Genomic DNA, 19,388 nt, shown 5'->3' with positions numbered 1-19,388 from the left:
CTAAAAGAACATGAACAACGTATTTGTATATTTAGAGATAGAAGGCACTACGGTTGCCGATGTCAGTCTCGAACTCCTGACCAAAGGTCGTAAATTGGCTAATCAGTTGGGTTGCCAACTGGAAGCTGTCGCCGCCGGAAGCAATCTGGCAGGCATTGAAAAGCAAGTATTGCCCTTCGGCGTTGACAAACTGCATGTGTTCGACGCTCCGGGGCTGTTCCCTTACACTTCCCTTCCCCACTCTTCCGTCCTCATCAACCTGTTTAAAGAAGAACAGCCGCAAATCTGCCTGATGGGGGCAACCGTTATCGGCCGCGACCTCGGTCCGCGCGTCTCTTCCGCACTGACCAGCGGACTGACAGCCGACTGTACCTCGCTCGAAATCGGCGACCACGAGGATAAGAAAGAAGGCAAGACATACGAGAACCTGTTGTACCAAATCCGTCCCGCATTCGGCGGTAACATCGTTGCCACGATTGTGAACCCCGAACACCGCCCGCAGATGGCTACCGTTCGCGAAGGCGTGATGAAGAAAGAGATACTGGACGCCGACTATAAGGGCGAAGTCATCAACCACGACGTTGCCAAGTATGTTCCTGAAACGGACTATGTGGTAAAAGTCATCGACCGCCACGTGGAAAAGGCGAAACACAACCTGAAAGGCGCTCCCATCGTGATTGCCGGCGGATACGGCATGGGCAGCAAGGAGGGTTTCGACATGCTGTTCGAACTTGCGAAGGAACTCCATGCCGAGGTAGGTGCCAGCCGTGCCGCCGTGGATGCCGGTTTCTGCGACCACGACCGTCAGATTGGTCAGACGGGTGTAACGGTCCGTCCCAAACTGTATATCGCTTGCGGCATCAGCGGACAAATCCAGCACATCGCCGGCATGCAGGAAAGTGGTATCATCATCTCCATCAACAACGATGAGAATGCCCCTATCAATACGATTGCCGATTATGTCATCAACGGCACGGTGGAGGAAGTTATTCCGAAGATGATTAAGTATTATAAACAGAACAGTAAGTAAGCTTATCTTAAAAAACGTAACATTATGAAACGCATACTGTCTTCCGCCATCATCGCTTGCCTGAGCCTTTCGGCATGGGCACAGCAGGACACTATTTATCTCAATGCTAACCGAGAATTTGTAAAGAAGAAATCCAAAGCCAAAGAGTGTGCCCTCGTCCGGAAGATAGAGAAAGGTATCGAATGGGTAGATTTCTATACCCTCGACGGAAAACTGACTGCCAGCAGCCAATACAGGTTATTCGGCAAAACGCCTGATTACCAAATTCTGCACGGTACCACCCGTTACCTCTTCCACGGATCCGGGCAAGACAGTCTGCAAGTTGACTATCAAAACAACTGCCGGACAGGAGACGCCACGTTCTACTATCCCGGTGGAGAGATAATGGCAAAATGCCAATACAAAAACGGAGTGTTGAACGACACGCTACGGCAATTCTACGAAAACGGGAAGTTGAAACGGATAGAAGTGTACAAAAGGAACAAATGCGCATACGGCAAATGTTTCGCACCGGACGGTATGGAAATCAGTCATTCACCTTTCTACCAGCCTGCCCGTCTCGTGGGTAACGAATCGGAACTTGCGAAAATCTTAGGCAGTACAGCCAAATTTCCGGCAGAACTGTATGAAGAAATGAACAACAGCAACCGGAAAGTCGCGAGCAAGACTGCCCGCTGGCCTGAAGGAATGTACGAAGACGTCAGCAAGAACAGCCAAAAGACAATAAACATTGCCATTGGCATTGTAATCAACGCCAATGGCAAGGCAGTGGATCTCCTTACCCTCAAGACAGAAGATCCCAGGGCGAATGCAAGTCACCTCGACGGTCTGCTGGATGTGTTGGACAAGCATACTTTCATTCCCGGAGAGATAGACAACCGGAAATGTACGACCATCGTCGTCGTCCCGCTCCGTGTCCAGTCCTATGTTACAGTTAAAAAGACAAGACTTTAAGAGAACAACCAATAACCGTTCTCAGAAGTTCTCACACAAAAATTATAAAATAAAAAGAAAACAATATGGCAAACTTTTATACCGAAGTTCCCGAATTGAAGTATCATCTGAACAATCCGATGATGCAGCGTATCTGCGAACTGAAAGAACGCGGCTACGAAGATAAAGACAAGTTCGATTATGCCCCGCAGGACTATGCGGATGCTATCGACTCATACGACAAAGTGCTCGAAATCACAGGAGAAATCACAGGTGAGATTATCGCTCCCAATGCCGAAGGCGTGGACGAGGAAGGTCCTCATTGCGCCAACGGCCGCGTGGAATATGCCAGCGGCACCAAGCAGAACCTGGATGCCATGGTAAAAGCCGGACTGAACGGTATGACCATGCCGCGGCGTTTCGGCGGACTGAACTTCCCGATTACTCCGTACACCATGTGCGCGGAAATCGTAGCGGCAGCCGATGCCGGTTTCGGTAACATCTGGTCGCTGCAAGACTGTATCGAAACGCTGTACGAATTCGGTAACGAAGACCAGCACAGCCGTTTCATCCCCCGCATCTGCGCCGGCGAAACCATGTCTATGGACCTGACCGAACCGGATGCCGGTTCCGACCTCCAGAGCGTGATGCTGAAAGCTACTTTCGATGAAGCCAACAACTGCTGGCGCCTGAACGGCGTGAAGCGTTTCATCACCAACGGTGATGCCGACCTGCACCTCGTACTGGCACGTTCGGAAGAAGGAACAAAGGACGGCCGCGGCTTGTCCATGTTCATCTACGACAAGCGTGACGGCGGCGTGAACGTTCGCCGCATCGAAAACAAGTTGGGTATCCACGGTTCTCCCACTTGCGAGCTGGTCTACAAGAATGCCAAATGCGAACTTTGCGGCGACCGCAAACTCGGTCTGATTAAATATGTGATGGCATTGATGAACGGTGCCCGCCTGGGCATCGCCGCCCAATCGGTAGGTTTGAGCCAGGCTGCCTATAACGAAGGTTTGGCATACGCCAAAGACCGCAAGCAGTTCGGCAAGGCCATCATTGAGTTTCCGGCAGTGTACGACATGCTCGCCATCATGAAAGCCAAGTTGGATGCCGGTCGTGCCTTGTTGTACCAGACTTCACGCTACGTAGACATCTACAAGGCACTGGACGACATTGCCCGCGAACGCAAACTGACTCCGGAAGAACGTCAGGAACAGAAGAAATATGCCAAACTGGCGGACTCTTTCACTCCGCTGGCAAAAGGTATGAATTCGGAATATGCCAACCAGAATGCTTACGACAGCATTCAGATTCACGGCGGCTCGGGCTTCATGCTGGAATATGCTTGCCAACGCATCTATCGTGACGCGCGTATCACTTCCATTTACGAAGGTACTACGCAGTTGCAGACGGTAGCCGCTATCCGCTACGTCACCAACGGTTCTTACGCCGCCACCTTGCGCGACTACGAACTGGTTCCTTGCAGCGAGGAAATGCAGCCGCTGATGGATCGTGTGAAAGAAATGACAAACAAGTTCGAAGCCTGCACCAATGCCGTCAAGGAAAACGGCAATCAGGAGTTGCTGGATTTCGTGGCACGTCGTCTTTACGAAATGGCTGCCGTATGCGTGATGTCTCACTTGCTAATCCAGGATGCGACAAAAGCTCCCGAACTGTTTGCCAAGTCGGCACTGGTATACGTAAACTACGCAGAGTCGGAAATAGAGAAGCACTTCAACTTTATCCGTAAGTTCAAGGCTGAAGAGCTGGAAGGTTATCGCAAGTAAACATTCCGACCTATACATAAGGGGGAGGCAATACTCCGGCAGAATGATGTGGTTGCCGGAATATCGTCTCCCTTTCTATTTTATACTGCTGCAAGCGTCACTCCCTTCAATGCCGACGGACAAGTCATGATGCAGTGATTCGTTCTGCACAACCCGTTCTCCTGTTGAGTTCACACAGCTCTTTCATTTACAGAAGTCAGAGAGCGACAACTCCTTCTCCCTCCCCTTTTTTAACTCCTGTAAATGAAAAAGCCGTGTTTAGTTCATACTTTGAATTTTAAGGAACATTTCTTTCTGTTGTTCCGTCAGATTTACCGGTAACTTTACGGCATAATTCACAATCAAGTCGCCGAAACTGCCCTCTTTCTTGTACACCGGAAAGCCTTTCCCTTTCAGCCGGACTTTCGTTCCGTTTTGCGTTTCGGGATTTACTTTCAGTTTCACCCTGCCATCCAACGTGTCTACCAACTTTTCACCACCCAACAACGCCGTATAGAGGTCAATATCCACATCTATATATAAATCATCACCCAAACGTTTGAAAACAGGAGATTCCGCTATCACGAACGTAATGTACAGGTCGCCTGCAGGTCCGCCATCGATACCTTCTCCGCCATACCCTTTCAGCCTAATGACCTGACCGTTCGCCACACCGGCAGGAACGGTGATACGAACATTCCTGCCGTTTATCGTGAATATCTGCTTATGGGTTTGGGCGGCATCGCGAAGCGACAGTTTCAAGTCCGCATGAAAATCTTGCCCGCGAAAGCCCGCACCCGTTCCGTTACCGTTATGCGCACGATGTCCGAATATCTGTTCAAAGAAGTCGGAAAAACCTCCTGCCTTGCTTCCGGAAAATTGCTGCCCGTCGGAAGAGTACCAGTATGTACCGCTTCCATCCGTATCGAAACCGGAGAAACTGCCGGCACCACCTTGTTGCCGTGTCTGTTTCCGAGCTTCAAATTCATCGGCATGCTTCCAATATTCGCCGTATTCATCATACTTCTTTCTTTTTTCAGGATCACCAAGCACCTCATTGGCTTCGTTGAGAGCCTGAAACTTATCTTTGGCGGTAGCGTCATCCGGATTCAAGTCCGGATGATATTTTCGTGCCAACTTACGGAACGCTTTCTTGATATCATCCTGAGATGCCGTTTTGTCTACTCCAAGAACTTGATAATAATCAATGTATGTCATAGTTTATAAGTTTTGCATTTTAAAAAAGATAAAACAAACAATGCGGTAACATTGTTTCTCAGAAATCAAAATATGTAAATGAAAACTAAAATCACCTCTCGTATACCTAAACAAATGACAAACAACAATTCAGCAAGCATGTATACTTAATTTTAGATACTTACCTATTACACGTGCGTCTTTATCACACCTGCTATATTCTAAAATTTCGTAAACGACACTTAATATCGTGTAATTATTCATTCTAAATCTTCCTAAAATTGACAGAAACCGCTTTATTTGTATGGGATAAAATTTGTTTTTGCACAATTCCCCCAACCTTAAATAAAACAAAGCCCCTTATGAAAACTTATTATCGGCTCTTAACACTCATTTCGGTATTTATCACACTCCCGTGCAAGGCAGAGGAGTGGATTAGAATTAACCAACTTGGCTATCTTCCCCAATCCATCAAAGTAGCAGTATTTATGAGCGAAGCGGAAACCCACGTAAAAGAATACGCATTGGTCGACGCATTTACCGGAGAAACAGTACGTACTTTTACCACTCCGAAAGCTACCGGCAAATTAGGCGGCATGAACAGCACCTACCGATTGGACTTCAGCAACTTCCAGACACCGGGTACGTATTATCTGAAAGCAGGCAAAGCCGTTTCTCCACGCTTCCCGATCAATGCGCAAGTCTATAACGGCACAGCCGATTTCCTGCTGCACTACATGCGCCAGCAACGTTGCGGTTACAATCCGTTCCTGAAGGACAGTTGCCATGTGCACGACGGTTATATAGTGTACCACCCTACAAAAACCGGGCAGCATATTGATGTGCGCGGCGGCTGGCACGATGCGACCGATTACCTGCAATATACCACGACTTCCGCCAACGCCATATACCAGATGATGTTTGCCTATCAGGAAAATCCCGAAGCATTCGGCGATGCTTACGATGCAAACGGATTGCCGGGTGCAAATGGCATCCCCGACATTGTGGACGAAATTAAATGGGGATTGGACTGGCTGAATCGCATGAACCCCGCTCCCGGCGAACTGTATAACCAGATTGCCGACGACCGCGACCATGCCGGCATGCGCCTGCCCAACAAAGACGAAGTGGATTACGGTTACGGACCGGGCAAAGGCCGCCCTGTTTATTTTTGCAACGGTAAGCCTCAAGTACGCGGGAAATTTATAAATGCCACTACAGGCGTAGCAAGCACAGCCGGCAAGTTTGCCTCTTGTTTTGCCTTGGGAGCCAAGATACTGAAAGATTTCTATCCTGAATTTGCCGCTGAAATCGGTGAAAAAGCCGATGCCGCTTATCAGGAAGGTATAAAGCAGCCCGGAGCCTGCCAGACCGCTTCCGTAAAATCGCCCTATATCTATGAAGAGGACAACTGGGTAGACGATATGGAACTCGGAGCGATGGAACTGTACAAAGCTACCGGTAACCCCGAATACCTGTCGCAAGCCATCGAGTACGGACGTCGCGAACCTGTCACTCCGTGGATGGGCGCCGACAGTGCCCGTCACTACCAGTGGTATCCGTTTATGAATATGGGACACTATCACTTGGCTACCGTAAACAACCGGCACATCAGTAAAGAGTTCACCCGCAATATGCGTACAGGAATTGCACGTACCTACGAAAAAGCCGTTGAAAGTCCCTTTCTGCACGGCATTCCCTATATCTGGTGTTCCAATAACCTGACGACTGCCATGTTGACACAATGCCGTCTGTATCGTGAGACCACCGGCGATGAGACTTATGCCGAAATGGAAGCCTCCCTGCGCGACTGGCTGTTCGGATGCAATCCGTGGGGCACAAGCATGATTGTGGAACTGCCGCTTTACGGCGATTATCCTTCACAACCCCACTCTTCCCTGCTCAATGCAGGTGTGGGCAACACGACAGGCGGACTGGTGGACGGACCTGTATACCGCAGCATCTTCGAAAGCCTGCGGGGTGTCAACATGACCGGCATTCCCGGCATACCCGGACAAGATTACGAACGTTTTCAACCGGATTTGATGGTATACCACGATGCAATCCATGACTATTCCACCAACGAACCTACCATGGACGGAACCGCCTGCCTTACTTACTACCTCTCTGCCATGCAGAAGGAAGGCATGAAGCAAGCCTGTATCCCGGCAGACAAGAACATATACGTCAATGGAGGCATCATACGTACGGACCCCTCAAAGAAACAAATCAGCCTTGTGTTCACAGCAGCCGACAAGGCAGACGGCGCCGATGCCATTATCAGCACTTTGAAAAAACACGGCATAAAAGGCGGTTTCTTCTTCACCGGCGAATTTTACGAACTTTATCCCGAAGTAGTAAAACGCCTTCTTGATGAAGGACACCTGGTAGGTAGCCATAGTTATGGACATCTGCTTTACATGCCCTGGGGAAATCGCGACTCCTTATTGGTGACCCGTGAAGACTTTGAAAAGGACATGCTGAAAAGTTACGAGATTATGCGCAAGGCAGGTATCGCATACAAAGATGCTCCCATATACATCCCACCCTACGAATATTACAACAAAGAGATAGCCGCCTGGGCAAAAAGCATGGGAATACAAGTCATCAACTATACCCCAGGTACTATGAGCAATGCAGATTACACCACCCCCGATATGGGACCGAAATACCGGAGCAGCAAGTTCATCTATGACAAAATCATGGAAATTGAAAAAAAAGAAGGATTGAACGGACACTTGATGCTGATACACTTCGGAACTGACGACCGCCGTACGGATAAGTTCTACAACGGTCATTTGGACAAATTGATAAAAACACTGAAACGTAAAGGCTATACATTTGTTCCTGTGCTCCAAGCAACAGGCATCAAAACAGACTCGGCATTATAAAAAGGTTAGTTAAAAGGTTATCAAGAATAGGTATTTAAGGTAAAATCAATCAGTTTGTTTTCAGCAGATTTCCTTCTCACCCCCAAGAGAGGGAAAGTTTTAAACCAAGTCCCCTGCCTGCGAAGGTCCGGGGACTTTTACTTATCCGATATACACGTTTACTCCCAATGAGATGTAAAGTTCATCTTCTTCCTGAGAGAGTATAATCTTATCCTCGTGGACAAGCCAACCAATGGCTGCGCTCAATTCCTTGTCTTGCAATCCGGAGTTCATTTTCAGCGCACTATAGCTCCATTTAGCATAATCACTTAATAACTGCCACACTTTACAAGCATTCAGTCCTATTTCGCTTTTGTTCATTTCACTTTTTCAATTAAAGAGGTTAATAGTTTATTATCAGGTTGATCTTTACTAAGCATAAAGACATTATTCAGATTAAGAGCCTATTTAAATTTTGTTCAGCACTGTTTTGAGAGTTCTTTCCGAGGATGTTTTTCTGTTTTTACAAGGAACATAGCGGGCTATGTGACAAATAAAAAGAGTAAAACAGGCCGGAAAGAGACTCAAAAGAAGCTGAAGAAAAATTTCTTAAAGAAAATTTAAACAGGCTTTAAATCAACAACACAGAAAACGGACAAAAGATACGGAAATTAATCACTTTTGTAACAGTTTCGCAATTTTACACACTCTTACCTGTTGACACAACTAAAACAGGCAATCAAAAACAAACCAATAAAAAAGACCGCGACACCTTTTCAAAAGATGTCGCGGTCGCCTTATATAATCAAAAAACGAAGGAAAAACGATATTACATCATTCCGCCCATGCCACCCATTCCGGGAGCACCCATCGGCATTTCGGGCTTATCTTCTTTCTTTTCAACAATTACACATTCTGTAGTAAGGAACATACCTGCGATAGAAGCGGCATTCTCAAGAGCCACACGAGTTACCTTGGCAGGATCTACCACACCGGCAGCATGCAGGTTTTCATAAACATCGGTACGTGCATTGTAACCGAAGTCAGCCTTGCCTTCACGTACCTTCTGTACTACCACAGCACCTTCCTTGCCTGCATTGGCGCAAATCTGACGCAAAGGCTCTTCGATGGCACGCTGGATGATATGGATACCGGTAGTCTCGTCGGCATTGTCACCAGTCAGGCCTTCCAATGCTTCGAGGGCACGGATATAAGCCACACCGCCACCAGCTACGATACCTTCTTCGATAGCGGCACGAGTGGCACGGAGAGCATCGTCTACGCGGTCTTTCTTCTCTTTCATCTCTACTTCGGATGCAGCACCTACATACAGGACAGCCACACCACCGGACAACTTAGCCAGACGTTCCTGCAACTTCTCCTTATCATAGTCGGACTTAGTAGCTGCAATCTGAGCTTTGATTTGCTCGCAACGTTCCTTGATGTTCTGCTTGTCGCCGGCACCGTTTACGATAGTGGTATTGTCTTTAGACACGGTAATCTTGTCGGCAGTACCCAACATTTCGATAGTAGCCTGTTCCAATTTCAAGCCCTTTTCTTCGCTGATTACAACACCACCTGTCAATACGGCAATGTCTTCCAGCATTTCCTTGCGACGGTCGCCGAAGCCCGGAGCCTTCACGGCACATATCTTCAACTGAGAACGCAAACGGTTCACAACCAATGTAGTCAACGCTTCGCTATCCACATCTTCTGCAATTACCAACAGAGGACGACCTGTTTGTACAGCCGGTTCAAGGATAGGCAAGAAATCTTTCAGATTGGAAATCTTCTTATCATAAATCAGGATGTACGGTTTCTCCATTTCGCATTCCATCTTTTCAGTATTGGTAACGAAATAAGCAGAAAGATAACCGCGGTCGAACTGCATACCTTCTACCACACCGATAGTAGTATCCGTACCCTTAGCCTCTTCAATAGTGATAACACCGTCTTTGGAAACCTTACGCATAGCGTCTGCAATCAGTTTACCGATAACCGGATCGTTATTGGCAGATACCGTACCTACCTGTTCAATCTTATCGTAGTTGTCACCTACCATTTCAGCCTGACCCTTGATAGACTCAACCACTTTGGCAACAGCCTTATCGATACCGCGTTTGATGTCCATAGGACTTGCGCCGGCAGTTACATTCTTCAGACCTTCTGCCACGATAGCCTGAGCCAATACAGTTGCAGTAGTTGTACCGTCACCTGCATCATCACCTGTTTTGGAAGCCACTTCCTTCACCAATTGTGCACCGGTATTCTGGTAAGCATCAGCCAATTCCACTTCTTTGGCAACTGTCACACCGTCTTTCGTGATGTGGGGAGCACCGAATTTCTTCTCGATAATGACGTTACGTCCTTTCGGACCGAGCGTTACTTTTACCGCATTTGCCAATGTATCGATACCCTTCTTCAATTGGTCGCGGGCATCGATATTGAATAATATTTCTTTTGCCATAATTTCTCTATTATTTTATCAGTTTTCTATTTATAAATTTATTATCCCAACACAGCAAGAACATCGCTTTGACGCATGATGAGATACTTGGTTCCTTCAACTTCCAGCTCCGTACCGGCATATTTGCCATACAGCACCGTATCCCCCGTCTTCAGCACCATTTCTTCGTCCTTAGTTCCGTTGCCTACTGCGATAACTTCACCCTTCAAAGGTTTTTCTTTTGCCGTATCAGGAATAATGATACCGCCTATTGTCTTTTCTTCTGCAGGTGCAGGGAGTATCAGTACTCTGTCTGCCAATGGTTTAATGTTCATAGTTTCTTTTATTATTTATGTTATACAATTTATTGTAATAGTAATGTGCTTTATGCAAGCGATAAAGGAATTACGAAAACCGTGCCAAAATCCTCATGGCAGACAAATGCTGACAAAATGGCAAAAATACAAGAAAGGGGTGTCAAACATATCTCTACTTCACCCGTTATCCGCAATGGAAATATTTCTCAACCAATTTCAGCATCTTCTCCGGATTGTCCTGAACCTCACCACGTAAATCCTTATCCTCATAAGAGCGCAACTTGGCAATGATTCCATCAATCATGGCAGGGCTGAAAACATTGTACTTCTCGAAAACGGCACGTTGTTTTTCCAAACAATCGGCAGAGGCGGCACAACTGTCGGGCAACTGTGCCAATTGTTCCAGTTTACCCTCATTCTCTTTCTTGTGGATATTTACATTCACATAAGTCTTATCCGCAATTTCCAAAGCATCGGAAATTTCAAAACCATGACGACACGCCACTGCCAGACCTGCAATGAGCTGGTACAAATCGGCAGAACCGTCCGGCGACCGCATCTCCACAGTCTGCTTTTGGGTAGTATCATAGTTGCTTGGCACTTCCAAAGGATTGGCAAGCATGCACATATCCGTCTTTGCCGACCAGCCTAACGGAACGCGGACCAGTACGGAACGGTTACGGTCGCCCCAGCAAATGTTGGTAGGTGCTTCCTGATGAGGAACAAGGCGGAAATAAGAAGTAGGATTCGTATTGCCGAAAGCAGTAATGGAAGGAGCCAGTTCCATCATTCCGGCAATCGCCCTGTGGGCTGTTTCGGAGAGCACACCGTCTTGCAACATCCGGTTCTTGCCGTCCTTCATGATACGCATGTGGATATGCAACCCGGAACCCGCCTTTCCGGCAGTTATCTTCGGAGCGAAAGTAATGTCATATCCATATTGATAAGCAAGATTACGGATAATCCACTTGGCAATCACCAGTTGGTCGGCAGCCTGCTCGGCACGTACCGGCAGGAACTCTATCTCGTTTTGCTCGTATATCTTGCCATTGAGCGTAAAATTCCCCACTTCGGAATGCCCGTATTTTATTTGCCCGCCTGCTTGTGCGATGTACGCCATACATGCGGTGCGGAACTCATTGAACTTGGCATAAGGAGCAGACTCATGGTAGCCACGCTGGTCGGTAGCCGGAAACATGCCGTTATCCTCCGAAATGACATAATACTCCAACTCTCCCATAGCTTGAAACTCCATACCTGTTGCCTCTGTAAATGCCCGGCATGCCTTGCGCAAAGTATGCTCTGGCGAACTCTCCAGCGGTTGACCGTCTTTATTAAAGAAAGAGCAAAGCATGGAAAGCGTAGGCTGCTCGGCAAAGGGGTCGACAAAAGCCGTACGGAAACGGGGTACTACGTATAAATCGCTGCTGCCCGCTTCTATGAAAGGAAACAGGCTGGAACCGTCCACACGTTCCCCACACGTGAGTATCGCGTCAAGATAGGCGGCATCATTAATAACGAAGTTCAAAGTTTTCAAGCGTCCGTCGATATAAGACACGATGTCAGCTTTTGTAAATTCGGAAGCCGTTTTTTGAAGTTTAGCTACCAACGGGTTGGCATGCATTGAGAAGTCCTGATTCATAATTTCAGTTGTTTTTTAGTTTACGATATGGTTAACAATTGTTTTTCTTTAATTGTAATCCGATGAATACATTACAAATATAGGAAGAATTCGTGAGATTTTGGCAGATTTTAATGGAATAGAGAGATGAAGTTTGTAGGAAGTTTTGCTTTTCTTTTTGGCGTATAAAAAATATATATAGAGACAAAAAAAAATCCCCCGTTGAGGACGAGGGAGCCTAATGTTTTCACAACGGAATAATCCTTATTGTGACTTGCTTCATTTTAGTATGGCAAATATATAAAATAAATATGGAAATACAATGTTTGTATTAATAAAAAAAATATCTTTGAAGAAAATACTCAAAATATATGCTATGAAAACAATACTTGGATTGGATTTGGGAACCAATAGTGTAGGATGGGCTGTAATAAATTCTGTAATTAAAGAACAGACCAAGAGAGTTTGGATAGAAATGGCAGGAAGCAGAATTATTCCGATGGATGCCGCTGTATTGGGAGATTTTGACAAAGGGAATTCTATATCACAAACATCTGAAAGGACACGGCTCAGAGGGGTTCGCCGGTTGCGCGAGCGTCAACTATTGCGTCGTGAACGATTACATAAAGTGTTGAAGATTTTAGGCTTTTTACCCAAGCATTATTTAGAATATGTTGATTTTGAGAAATATCCCGGAAAATTCTTAGCCGATGCCGAGCCCAAATTACCATGGGTAAAAGACGGGCAAGGGAAATATACTTTTTTATTTCAAGCAGCATTTGATGAAATGTTGGCGGATTTTGCAATACATCAGCCTTCATTGGTTTCTGGTGGTAAAAAGGTACCTTACGATTGGACTATTTATTACCTTCGCAAGAAAGCCTTGACAAAAATGATTAGCAAGGAAGAATTGGCTTGGATTCTTTTGAACTTTAATCAGAAACGTGGTTATTATCAACTTAGGGGAGAAGAGGAGGAAGATAATCCCGGGAAATCAGTTGAATTTTATGCGTTGAAAGTGCTGACAGTGGAAGCGACTGATGAAAAGAAAGGACGGGACGTATGGTATAATGTACATTTGGAGAACGGGTGGATATATCGTAGGAGCAGCAATGTGCCTTTGGATTGGGAAGGTCAAGTAAAAGAGTTTATTGTAACTACTGACTTGAATCCGGATGGTACTCCGAAATTAGATAAATATGGTGAGGTGAAGCGTTCTTTCAGAGCTCCCAAGGAGGATGACTGGATGTTGATAAAGAAAAGGACTGAAGCTGACATTGCCAATACTCATAAGACAGTTGGGACCTATATTTATGATACTTTGTTGCAGAAACCGCAACAAAAAATAATAGGGAAACTGGTGAAGACGGTGGAGCGGAAACTTTATAGGGACGAACTGAACTTGATATTGCAGAAACAGTGTGCTTTCCATGCTGAGTTGCAAGACAGAACTTTATATGCAAGGTGTGTTGAAGCATTATATCCGAGCAATGAAGTGCAACGTAGGAATATAGCTAATCGGGATTTTATATATTTATTAATGGATGATATCTTGTTTTATCAAAGGCCGTTAAAAACCAAAAAGTCACTGATAGCCAATTGTCCTTACGAGGAAAATGAATATGTAGATAGGGAAACGGGCGAAATCAAAAAGGCTCCTTTAAAATGTATAGCCAAATCACACCCTCTTTTTCAAGAGTTCCGTTTGTGGCATTTCCTTTCTAACATTCGGATATATCAAAAAGAAAAAGAAATAAATGGAACTTTACATCTTGATGTGGATGTGACAGCAGAGTTCCTGAAAACAGAGGATGATTATGCAGCATTGTTTGATTGGATGAATTCTCGGAAGGAAATAGAACAAAAGGTCTTCCTAAAATACCCTAAGTTTGGACTGAAAAAGGAAATCGGTAATTATCGGTGGAATTATGTGGAAGATAAATCGTATCCGTGTAATGAGACGCGGCATGCTATTCTTTCCCGTTTGGAAAAAGCCGATGTTTGTATTGATTTCTTGTCAAATGAGAAAGAGGTGGCTTTATGGCATATTTTATATTCTGTAAGCGACAAACAGGAAATAGAGAAAGCTTTACGAACTTTTGCGGCAAAGAATGGGCTGGATGAATCTTTTGTGGAAGCGTTTAAGAAGTTCCCTCCATTCAAACCTGAATATGGGGCCTATTCTGCCAAGGCGATAAAAAAAATGCTGCCTTTGATGAGATGCGGAAAATATTGGGATGTGTCTTTGATTGATGATACAACCAAAGAAAGAATCAAAAAGATTGTTGCAGGTGAGTATGACGAGAGAATAGCCGTCAAGGTTAGGGATAAGGTGATGAACTTATCAGATATTTCTTGTTTTAAGAGGCTTCCATTATGGCTGGTTTGTTACATTGTGTACAATCGTCATTCGGAGGATAAAGAGGCGGTCAAATGGGAAACTCCTGCGGATATTGATGCTTATTTGGCTTCTTTCAAGCAACATTCATTACGCAATCCTATTGTGGAACAAGTGATAACCGAAACATTGCGTGTTGTCAGGGATATTTGGAAGCAGGTGGGGAGAATTGATGAAATCCATATAGAGTTAGGACGTGAGATGAAAAATCCTGCGGATAAACGTAAAAGAATGACTGCGCAGATTTTGGAAAATGAGAATGCCAATCTTCGTATAAAGGCATTGCTTGCTGAGTTCATGAATCCGGAATATGGGATAGAGAATGTCCGTCCTTATTCACCGAGTCAGCAAGAAATCTTGCGGATTTATGAAGATACGGTTTTACATGCCGAAGACCGGTTGCCTGAAGAAATAGATGCAATATTGAAAAAGTTCAATAGCAGTAAGATGCCGACCAAATCAGAGTTCCTGCGTTATAAATTATGGCTGGAGCAGAAATATCGTTCGCCTTATACCGGTGAGCTGATACCTTTGGGCAAATTGTTTACTGCTGCTTATGAAATAGAACATGTCATTCCTCAATCCCGCTATTTTGATGATTCATTTTCCAATAAGGTGATATGCGAGTCTGCTGTGAATAAGTTGAAAGACAATCAGCTGGGGTATGAATTTATCAAGAACCATCATGGGCAGAAAGTGGAAGTGGGCCTTGGGAAAGCGGTAGAAATCTTTTCTGTGGATAGCTACGAAAGATTTGTAAAAGAACAATATGCTAAATCGGGCATGAAAATGAAGAAATTGCTGATGGATGAGATTCCCGAACAATTTATAGAACGGCAATTGAATGATAGCCGGTATATCAGTAAAGTGATTAAGGGACTTTTGTCAAATATTGTTCGTGAAAAGAATGATAGCGGTGAGTATGAACCGGAGGCTGTTTCTAAAAATATCGTAGTTTGCACAGGAAGCGTGACGGACAGGCTGAAAAAGGATTGGGGAATGAACGATGTCTGGAACAGTATTGTGTATCCTCGTTTTGAACGTTTAAACTCCTTGACCGATACTCAGAACTTTGGGCGTTGGGAGAATAAAAGCGGGAAGAAATTTTTTCAAACGGAGTTGCCTCTTGAATATCAAAAAGGATTCAGCAAGAAACGCATTGACCATCGGCATCACGCTATGGATGCAATAGTGATAGCTTGTGCTACGCGGAATCATGTGAACTATCTAAGTAATGAGTCTGCAAGCCGGAATGCGAAAATATCTCGTTATGATTTGCAAAGATTGTTGTGTGACAAGAGTAGGACGGATGATAATGGTAATTATAAGTGGGTTATAAAGAAGCCGTGGGATACTTTTACGCAAGACGCGAGGGAGGTATTAAGCAAAATTGTAGTTAGTTTGAAGCAGAATTTACGCATAATAAATAAGACAACTAACGTTTATCAGCGTTTTGACACAGACGGAAAACGTGTTTATGAGAAACAGAAAACCGGTGATAGTTGGGCTATCCGTAAACCGATGCACAAAGATACAGTCTTTGGAGTGGTGAACTTGAGAAAAGTAAAAGTTGTACGATTATCCGTAGCTTTGGATACTCCTGCCATGATTGTTGACAAAAGAATGAGGAACAAAGTGTTTGAACTGTTATCATATAAATATGATAAGAAGAGAATTGAAAAATATTTTAAAGAGAATGCTTTCTTGTGGAAGGAACTGGATTTGGCTAAAATTGCAGTTTATTATTTTACAGAGGATACGGCAGAGCCTTTGGTTGCAGTACGTAAATCTCTCGATGCAACTTTCAATGAGAAGAAAATAAAAGAATCGGTAACGGATACTGGCATACAGAAAATACTTCTGAATCATTTGTATGCAAAGGAAGGAAAGCCCGATTTAGCATTTTCTGCGGAAGGCATAGAGGAAATGAACCGTAATCTTTTGCAGCTGAATAATGGTAAAAGACATCAGCCGATATATAAGGTAAGAGTATATGAACCACGTGGAAATAAATTTAAAGTCGGTGTACTTGGTAATAAAGGAGCTAAATGGGTGGAAGCTGCCAAAGGAACCAATTTGTTTTTCGCTATTTATATGACAGAAGATGGAAAAAGAACGTATGAGACTATTCCTTTAAATATGGTTATAGAGCGTGAGAAACAAGGACTTGTTCCTGTTCCGGATAAAAATGAAAAGGGAGATAAACTGTTGTTTTGGCTGTCTCCTAATGATTTGGTATATCTGCCAACTGAAGAAGAACTGGAATTTGGTAGGATAAATGAGCCGGTAGATAGGGGGAGGATTTATAAGATGGTAAGTTGTACAGGCAATGAAGGGCATTTCATTCCTGCAAATGTGGCTAATCCGATAGTTCCTGTTGTTGAGTTGGGTAGTAATAATAAGGCGCAAAGAGCGTGGAGTAATGAAATGATAAAAGATATTTGTATTCCTATTAGAGTTGATAGGTTAGGCCGTATTATAGAAGTTAAGTATAGAATAGATGAATAATATAAAGTTATTTTAAAAAAAGATTCGTTCCGTATGGAACGAGGAAGAACAGCAATGGTATTTCTCTGTTGTAGATGTATTTGGTGTATTGACTGATAGTGTGAATCCTACAGATTATCTGAAGAAGATGCGAAAACGGGATGAAGAACTGGCTACTGATCTGGGGACAAATTGTCCCCAGATAGAAATGGTGATAGATGTAGGGGAAAGAAGAAAAACTTTGGCAGATAATGTGCAGGCTTTATTTCGTATCATTCAATCCATACCTTCTCCTAAGGCTGAATCTTTCAAGTTTTGGTTGGCGCAAGTGGGGTATGAGCGTGTGCAGGAAATTGAGAATCCTGCATTGGTTCAAGAACGTATGAAGGAACTTTATGAGCAGGAAGGTTATCCCAAAGATTGGATTGACAAGTGCTTGAGAGGTATTGTCATTCGTCAGAATCTGATGGATAAGTGGAAGGAAAGGGGAATTACGGAAAAGATACATTTACCAAAAACAAACAAGTGGCACAGCATGGCGGAAACGTTGCCGGGGTGGCTCTCGTGAGCAAGTCGAAAAAAGAGTTGGGTAGAAGTGTTGTCTCTCCTGAAAATTTTCTGTCGGATTTCGATAAGCTGGATGCTACTTTAGAACTTCCTTTCTCTGAAAATGATGAATAAATAATTGTATAAAGTCTATATGCTATGATTAAGAAGACACTTTATTTTGGAAATCCGGTTTATCTGTCTTTAAAAAATGCCCAGTTGGTGATTAAATTGCCGGAAGTGGTTAAAAACAGCACTTTGCCTGAAAGATTCAAGCAAATGTCTGAGATAACTAAACCAATAGAAGATATTGGAGTAGTGGTATTGGATAATAAGCAGATAACCATTACTTCGGGAGTGTTGGAGTCCTTGCTCGAAAATAATTGTGCAGTTATAACCTGCGATTCTAAAAGTATGCCGGTTGGTTTAATGCTTCCTTTGTATGGGAATACTACACAGAACGAAAGGTTTCGTCATCAATTAGGTGCTTCTTTACCATTAATGAAGCAACTTTGGCAGCAAACAATAAAAGCTAAAATAGAAAACCAGGCAGTGGTATTGCGTGAGTGTGCTGGAGAAGAAATAAAGTGTATGAAGGTATGGGCTGCCGATGTGAAGAGTGGGGATCCGGATAACTTGGAGGCTCGTGCAGCTGCTTATTATTGGAAGAACTTGTTTAAGTTTAAGATAGAGGGCTTTACAAGAGATAGGGAAGGTATTCCTCCTAATAATATGTTGAATTATGGGTATGCCATTTTGCGGGCAGTTGTTGCCCGTGGATTGGTTACAAGTGGACTTTTGCCTACTTTAGGGATACATCACCATAATCGTTATAATGCTTATTGTCTGGCAGATGATATAATGGAACCTTATCGTCCGTATGTGGATAGACTGGTATATGATATGTTCAAGGAAAAGGAATTGGATTGTGTTGAATTGACGAAAGCACTGAAAGCGAGGTTATTGACAATTCCTACATTAGAAACTGTTATTTTGGGAAAGCGTAGTCCCTTGATGGTGGCTGTGGGGCAGACTACAGCTTCTCTGTATAAATGTTTCAGCGGTGAATTGCGCAAAATATCCTATCCGGAGATGTAATGGACCGATTTAGTGAATATCGCATTATGTGGGTATTAGTGTTGTTTGATTTGCCTACCGAAACAAAGAAGGATAAAAAGGCGTATGCGGACTTTAAAAAAAATCTGCAAAGGGATGGATTTACCATGTTCCAGTTCTCTATATATGTTCGTCATTGTGCAAGTAGTGAGAATGCAGAGGTACATATAAAAAGAGTTAAATCTTTTTTACCAGAATATGGAAATGTCGGAATTATGTGCATTACGGACAAGCAATTTGGAAATATTGAGCTTTTTTATGGCAAAAAGACAGTGGATGTGAATACTCCCGGACAACAGTTGGAGCTGTTTTAAAAGAAAATCCCGCATAATAGCGGGATTTTTTCTTGGAAACGGCATCCTTTTTTAGATTCTAATATTTTATGTAAATATTTATATATCAAATTATTATATATACTCTACTGTTTCCAATGGTTCAAAGATACTAAAATGAAAGCAAATCACAACTTGCAATCTCATTTCTTACCATTATCTTTGACTGTTTCCAATGGTTCAAAGATACTAAAATGAAAGCAAATCACAACTCAAAAGATTCTTCCTATTACTTGATATATACTGTTTCCAATGGTTCAAAGATACTAAAATGAAAGCAAATCACAACAATTCTGCATATTCATATTGTTAACTCTTAACTG

Annotated in this window: 13 protein-coding genes; 8 read left to right on the top strand and 5 right to left on the bottom strand. The window is 43.9% G+C overall.

Going from position 1 to position 19,388, the window contains the following annotated elements; genetic code table 11:
* The first annotated feature begins 10 nt into the window (after positions 1 to 10).
* The 3 genes from QZ327_RS09480 (at position 11) to QZ327_RS09470 (ending at position 3,756) form a co-directional block, all read left to right on the top strand.
* Complete coding sequence (locus QZ327_RS09480) at positions 11 to 1,030, top strand: electron transfer flavoprotein subunit alpha/FixB family protein (RefSeq protein ID WP_294618816.1); 1,020 nt, start codon at positions 11 to 13, stop codon at positions 1,028 to 1,030.
* Between the two features lie 24 nt (positions 1,031 to 1,054).
* A complete protein-coding gene (locus QZ327_RS09475; protein WP_294618815.1) occupies positions 1,055 to 1,984 on the top strand; it encodes a hypothetical protein in 930 nt (309 codons plus the stop codon).
* A gap of 65 nt (positions 1,985 to 2,049) precedes the next feature.
* Positions 2,050 to 3,756, top strand: a complete 1,707-nt coding sequence (locus QZ327_RS09470) for an acyl-CoA dehydrogenase family protein (protein ID WP_294618814.1) — start codon at positions 2,050 to 2,052, stop codon at positions 3,754 to 3,756.
* Positions 3,757 to 4,014: 258 nt separating this feature from the next.
* Here the strand turns inward: QZ327_RS09470 and QZ327_RS09465 are convergent, their stop codons facing one another.
* Positions 4,015 to 4,953 (bottom strand): J domain-containing protein, encoded by a 939-nt coding sequence (locus tag QZ327_RS09465; RefSeq protein WP_294618813.1) that lies wholly within the window; start codon positions 4,951 to 4,953, stop codon positions 4,015 to 4,017.
* A 341-nt stretch (positions 4,954 to 5,294) separates the two neighbouring features.
* Here QZ327_RS09465 and QZ327_RS09460 point away from each other — a divergent pair, with 341 nt between their 5' ends.
* A complete protein-coding gene (locus QZ327_RS09460; RefSeq protein WP_294618812.1) occupies positions 5,295 to 7,823 on the top strand; it encodes a glycoside hydrolase family 9 protein in 2,529 nt (842 codons plus the stop codon).
* 141 nt (positions 7,824 to 7,964) lie between these two features.
* Here the strand turns inward: QZ327_RS09460 and QZ327_RS09455 are convergent, their stop codons facing one another.
* The 4 genes from QZ327_RS09455 to QZ327_RS09440 form a co-directional block, all read right to left on the bottom strand.
* Complete coding sequence (locus QZ327_RS09455) at positions 7,965 to 8,183, bottom strand: winged helix-turn-helix domain-containing protein (RefSeq protein WP_294618811.1); 219 nt, start codon at positions 8,181 to 8,183, stop codon at positions 7,965 to 7,967.
* A gap of 448 nt (positions 8,184 to 8,631) precedes the next feature.
* Positions 8,632 to 10,269, bottom strand: a complete 1,638-nt coding sequence (gene groL / locus QZ327_RS09450; protein WP_294618810.1) for a chaperonin GroEL — start codon at positions 10,267 to 10,269, stop codon at positions 8,632 to 8,634.
* Positions 10,270 to 10,310: 41 nt separating this feature from the next.
* The gene (locus tag QZ327_RS09445; RefSeq protein ID WP_294618809.1) at positions 10,311 to 10,583 is read right to left on the bottom strand and encodes a co-chaperone GroES; all 273 of its coding nucleotides are present in this window, start codon (positions 10,581 to 10,583) and stop codon (positions 10,311 to 10,313) included.
* A gap of 166 nt (positions 10,584 to 10,749) precedes the next feature.
* Positions 10,750 to 12,207 (bottom strand): glutamine synthetase family protein, encoded by a 1,458-nt coding sequence (locus QZ327_RS09440; RefSeq protein ID WP_294618808.1) that lies wholly within the window; start codon positions 12,205 to 12,207, stop codon positions 10,750 to 10,752.
* 355 nt (positions 12,208 to 12,562) lie between these two features.
* On the opposite strand from QZ327_RS09440, the gene cas9 reads away from it, so the two are divergent.
* The 4 genes from cas9 to cas2 all read left to right on the top strand — a co-directional run bounded on the left by cas9 (position 12,563) and on the right by cas2 (position 19,047).
* The gene (gene cas9 / locus QZ327_RS09435) at positions 12,563 to 17,092 is read left to right on the top strand and encodes a type II CRISPR RNA-guided endonuclease Cas9 (protein WP_294618834.1); all 4,530 of its coding nucleotides are present in this window, start codon (positions 12,563 to 12,565) and stop codon (positions 17,090 to 17,092) included.
* Positions 17,093 to 17,114: 22 nt separating this feature from the next.
* Entirely contained in the window at positions 17,115 to 17,639 is a 525-nt protein-coding gene (locus QZ327_RS09430; RefSeq protein ID WP_294618833.1) for a BRO family protein, read from the top strand.
* 137 nt (positions 17,640 to 17,776) lie between these two features.
* On the top strand, positions 17,777 to 18,715 hold the full coding sequence (gene cas1, locus QZ327_RS09425) for a type II CRISPR-associated endonuclease Cas1 (protein ID WP_294618807.1): 939 nt from the start codon (positions 17,777 to 17,779) through the stop codon (positions 18,713 to 18,715).
* Complete coding sequence (cas2, locus tag QZ327_RS09420; protein WP_294618806.1) at positions 18,715 to 19,047, top strand: CRISPR-associated endonuclease Cas2; 333 nt, start codon at positions 18,715 to 18,717, stop codon at positions 19,045 to 19,047. Before cas1 ends, cas2 begins: the two co-directional genes overlap by 1 nt.
* Positions 19,048 to 19,388 lie beyond the last annotated feature (341 nt).

It is taken from the genome of uncultured Bacteroides sp. (genome assembly GCF_910578895.1).
Lineage (GTDB): Bacteria > Bacteroidota > Bacteroidia > Bacteroidales > Bacteroidaceae > Bacteroides.
This window is presented reverse-complemented; position numbering and strand designations above follow the sequence as displayed.

What these genes read in the sequence shown, in the direction of transcription:
- QZ327_RS09440 (WP_294618808.1), bottom strand. Translation starts at nt 12,207, where the DNA reads ATGAATCAGGACTTCTCAATGCATGCCAACCCGTTGGTAGCTAAACTT.
- cas1 (WP_294618807.1), top strand. Translation starts at nt 17,777, where the DNA reads ATGATTAAGAAGACACTTTATTTTGGAAATCCGGTTTATCTGTCTTTA.
- QZ327_RS09445 (WP_294618809.1), bottom strand. Translation starts at nt 10,583, where the DNA reads ATGAACATTAAACCATTGGCAGACAGAGTACTGATACTCCCTGCACCT.
- QZ327_RS09475 (WP_294618815.1), top strand. Translation starts at nt 1,055, where the DNA reads ATGAAACGCATACTGTCTTCCGCCATCATCGCTTGCCTGAGCCTTTCG.
- cas2 (WP_294618806.1), top strand. Translation starts at nt 18,715, where the DNA reads ATGGACCGATTTAGTGAATATCGCATTATGTGGGTATTAGTGTTGTTT.
- QZ327_RS09480 (WP_294618816.1), top strand. Translation starts at nt 11, where the DNA reads ATGAACAACGTATTTGTATATTTAGAGATAGAAGGCACTACGGTTGCC.
- QZ327_RS09465 (WP_294618813.1), bottom strand. Translation starts at nt 4,953, where the DNA reads ATGACATACATTGATTATTATCAAGTTCTTGGAGTAGACAAAACGGCA.
- QZ327_RS09470 (WP_294618814.1), top strand. Translation starts at nt 2,050, where the DNA reads ATGGCAAACTTTTATACCGAAGTTCCCGAATTGAAGTATCATCTGAAC.
- groL (WP_294618810.1), bottom strand. Translation starts at nt 10,269, where the DNA reads ATGGCAAAAGAAATATTATTCAATATCGATGCCCGCGACCAATTGAAG.
- cas9 (WP_294618834.1), top strand. Translation starts at nt 12,563, where the DNA reads ATGAAAACAATACTTGGATTGGATTTGGGAACCAATAGTGTAGGATGG.
- QZ327_RS09455 (WP_294618811.1), bottom strand. Translation starts at nt 8,183, where the DNA reads ATGAACAAAAGCGAAATAGGACTGAATGCTTGTAAAGTGTGGCAGTTA.
- QZ327_RS09460 (WP_294618812.1), top strand. Translation starts at nt 5,295, where the DNA reads ATGAAAACTTATTATCGGCTCTTAACACTCATTTCGGTATTTATCACA.